At 34.4% G+C, this 2,436-nt stretch carries 7 protein-coding genes and 1 pseudogene; 6 read left to right on the top strand and 2 right to left on the bottom strand.

What is annotated here, in order from left to right; genetic code table 11:
- From G580_RS11645 to G580_RS0108545, 4 genes and pseudogenes are all read left to right on the top strand, one after another.
- Positions 1-219, top strand: a pseudogene (locus tag G580_RS11645) (hypothetical protein); the annotation flags it as partial.
- Positions 220-304: 85 nt separating this feature from the next.
- Positions 305-595 carry a DUF190 domain-containing protein gene (locus G580_RS0108555; RefSeq protein WP_028841796.1) on the top strand — a complete coding sequence of 97 codons (291 nt, stop codon included), beginning with the start codon at positions 305-307 and terminating at the stop codon, positions 593-595.
- Positions 589-966 carry a fluoride efflux transporter CrcB gene (crcB, locus tag G580_RS0108550; RefSeq protein ID WP_028841795.1) on the top strand — a complete coding sequence of 126 codons (378 nt, stop codon included), beginning with the start codon at positions 589-591 and terminating at the stop codon, positions 964-966. The genes G580_RS0108555 and crcB overlap by 7 nt, the downstream gene beginning before the upstream one ends.
- Entirely contained in the window at positions 963-1,286 is a 324-nt protein-coding gene (locus G580_RS0108545; protein ID WP_028841794.1) for a DUF190 domain-containing protein, read from the top strand. The genes crcB and G580_RS0108545 overlap by 4 nt, the downstream gene beginning before the upstream one ends.
- A 226-nt stretch (positions 1,287-1,512) precedes the next feature.
- On the opposite strand, the gene G580_RS11815 is transcribed toward G580_RS0108545, so the two are convergent.
- Positions 1,513-1,773 carry a hypothetical protein gene (locus tag G580_RS11815; protein WP_281168594.1) on the bottom strand — a complete coding sequence of 87 codons (261 nt, stop codon included), beginning with the start codon at positions 1,771-1,773 and terminating at the stop codon, positions 1,513-1,515.
- Positions 1,719-1,886, bottom strand: a complete 168-nt coding sequence (locus G580_RS11885) for a hypothetical protein (protein WP_281168593.1) — start codon at positions 1,884-1,886, stop codon at positions 1,719-1,721. Before G580_RS11885 ends, G580_RS11815 begins: the two co-directional genes overlap by 55 nt.
- Before the next feature lie 66 nt (positions 1,887-1,952).
- Here G580_RS11885 and G580_RS11810 point away from each other — a divergent pair, with 66 nt between their 5' ends.
- Positions 1,953-2,117, top strand: a complete 165-nt coding sequence (locus G580_RS11810) for a hypothetical protein (protein ID WP_245542864.1) — start codon at positions 1,953-1,955, stop codon at positions 2,115-2,117.
- 27 nt (positions 2,118-2,144) lie between these two features.
- Complete coding sequence (locus G580_RS11805; RefSeq protein WP_028841791.1) at positions 2,145-2,423, top strand: hypothetical protein; 279 nt, start codon at positions 2,145-2,147, stop codon at positions 2,421-2,423.
- The last annotated feature ends 13 nt before the right edge of the window (positions 2,424-2,436 follow it).

Below are 2,436 nucleotides of genomic sequence, written 5' to 3'. Positions count from 1 at the left end.
AAAGCCTCATCAACAAACAGTTTTATCGTAATTTTTTCTTCTTTTTCAGGATTTTTAGGGTATATTTCTGTGGGGAACATAGCCCCTTATTTTCTTGTTTTATGCGCCATAGGTTCAATAGCTGCTGGATTGTTTGGGAACTATCTTATGAGAAAAAGGTTAACTGCTCTTCAGGTTAAAAAAAGTTATAGGAATAGTATTGTATATCATCACAGTTAAGATGCTTGAGGATTTATTAAAATAGATTATTATTATAATCTAACATCAAATATTGATAGTTTAGTTTTTAATTATATTCTGACTTATGCCACATACTTTAGTGCGTATTTATCTTACAGAAAATGACGAAGCTTTGTTTCTTAAACTTTTATTTGCACTAAAAAAGGAAGGCATAGCAGGAGCTACCATCCTCAAAGGTATTTGTGGATATGGGAGAACAGGTGCTCACTATAAAGGCGTAGAGGTTCTTTCCTATAGTTTTCCCGTGATCTTAGAGATTGTAGAGGAGGAAAATAAAGTTTTAGAGGTTCTTGATGGAATGAAGGATATCCTTAAGGGTAGGTTTATAACCTTGGAGAAAGTTGAGATATGTTAAAAGTTCTTGTGTGGATAGCCTTGGGAGGATCTATTGGATCGGTGTTAAGATATATAATTGCTTATTTTCTTCATAAACAGGTGGGGTTTGAGTTTCCTATAGAGACTATGGTTGTAAACCTTAGTGGGTCCTTTTTGGCTGGTTTTATTTTTTCTTATATTGTGGAAAAGTTATTGATACCACCACAGATAAGGGCTTTTATTCTTACTGGTTTCCTTGGAGGATTTACTACATTTTCTACTTTTGCGATGGAAAGCTTAAACCTTTTAATGGAAGGGCGATACGGTTATTTTATTTTTTATTTTCTTTTTACTAATTTGGGAGCTCTATTTTTATCTTTTTTGGGGTATAGTCTGAGTAGGATATTATGAAGTGTAAAGAGGCTATTCTGTTGAGAGTTTTTTTGGGTGAGGATTATAAATATGAAGGAAAGCCCCTTTACCTATATATTACTGAACTTTGTCATAAAAAAGGTCTATCGGGAGTGACAGTATTAAGAGGAATTTTAGGATATGGAAAATCTTCTTTTATAAGAAAAGCAAAACCTTTTAGGCTCTCTTCAGATTTACCCATCGTTGTAGAGATCATTGATTGTGAAGAGAATATTAATGCACTTCTTTCTGATCTAAAGAAAATAGTTAAAGCTGGACTCATCACCATGGAAAAAGTAAAAGTACTTTTCTATGAGTGAAAAACATTATAGCTTTCTTTTAAGAGTTTCTCTCACCATGTTGATGGGGTTTTAACAAAACTAATTAAATTTGAAAAAATTTAAGCAAGTTTTTCTATAATGAGAAAACCTTTATTAGAGGTTTTATTAAATCCGAAAAAATGGAGTTGTCATCTCTTCTCTGAAAAGTTTTATCTAAATATACTTTACTTTACCTATAAAGAAGTCAACTATCAGTAAATAGGTTTTAAGCATGAGATACCTCACAAATAGAAACATAATTTTTAGAATAAAAACTCAAACCTGGATTGAAATAAGTTCCTTTCTTACAAATCCCATAGATCACCCTGATAAGCTTGTTTATTACCGCTACCATCGCCTTCTTATAACTCTTAAACTCCTTTTTTTTACGCAAAAATGTCTTTCTGAAATAGGGTTCCCAGGTTACTACTCCTACTGCCATCTGGAAAAGGATATTCCTGAGCCAGGGGCTTCCTTGCTTGGATATGTGCTTGTTTGCCCTAAACTTGCCAGACTGTTTTTATTGACTTGGTCTGTGCCTGCATATTTTATGAGTTTCTTTGCACTGGAAAATCTAAGAACATCTTTTACTTCAGCGATAAAATGAAGCTTTATTTGTTGATTTTGATCATGGTCTATTTATTCAAGGAGCGTATTTTCGAGTTTTTGTATTCTTGGTTCAAGGAAGAGACACTTTTCGATGTAGAAGATGAGGGTTTGAGAAAGATAGGGGTTGTGGATACCGATGGAGTTTTTAGCAAGGTTTATGATGTCTTGAGTGGAGAAGAAAGGGTTTTTACCTTTGGAGGAGGCGCTGATGATATTGGATAGGTCTGTGAAAGAAGCCTTTTTGAGGTAATGAGCTCCAGAGAACTTAAGGAGGATGTTAAGGAAGGAGAGGGTAAAGATGTTGAAATGTTTTTCAGCTTCGGGGAAGAGCACAGAGAGGGCGTATTTTATTTGGGTTTTAGCTTCAGAGAGTTCTTTTTTGAGTTTTGGGATGAGGCGAGAGAGGGATCTCAGTTGATGGTCAGGAGGAAGAGGATTAAGGAATTGGGGACACTTGTCAAGAGAATTGTGTCTCCTTATAAAATCTCTTTACAAACATTTGCCTCAATTCGTATAAAGCAGACTTAATTAAAGGAAGTGG

This window comes from Thermodesulfobacterium hveragerdense DSM 12571 (assembly GCF_000423845.1).
Lineage (GTDB): Bacteria > Desulfobacterota > Thermodesulfobacteria > Thermodesulfobacteriales > Thermodesulfobacteriaceae > Thermodesulfobacterium > Thermodesulfobacterium hveragerdense.
Note: the sequence above shows the minus strand (reverse complement) of the source record. Positions and strands in the feature narration are given on the sequence as shown.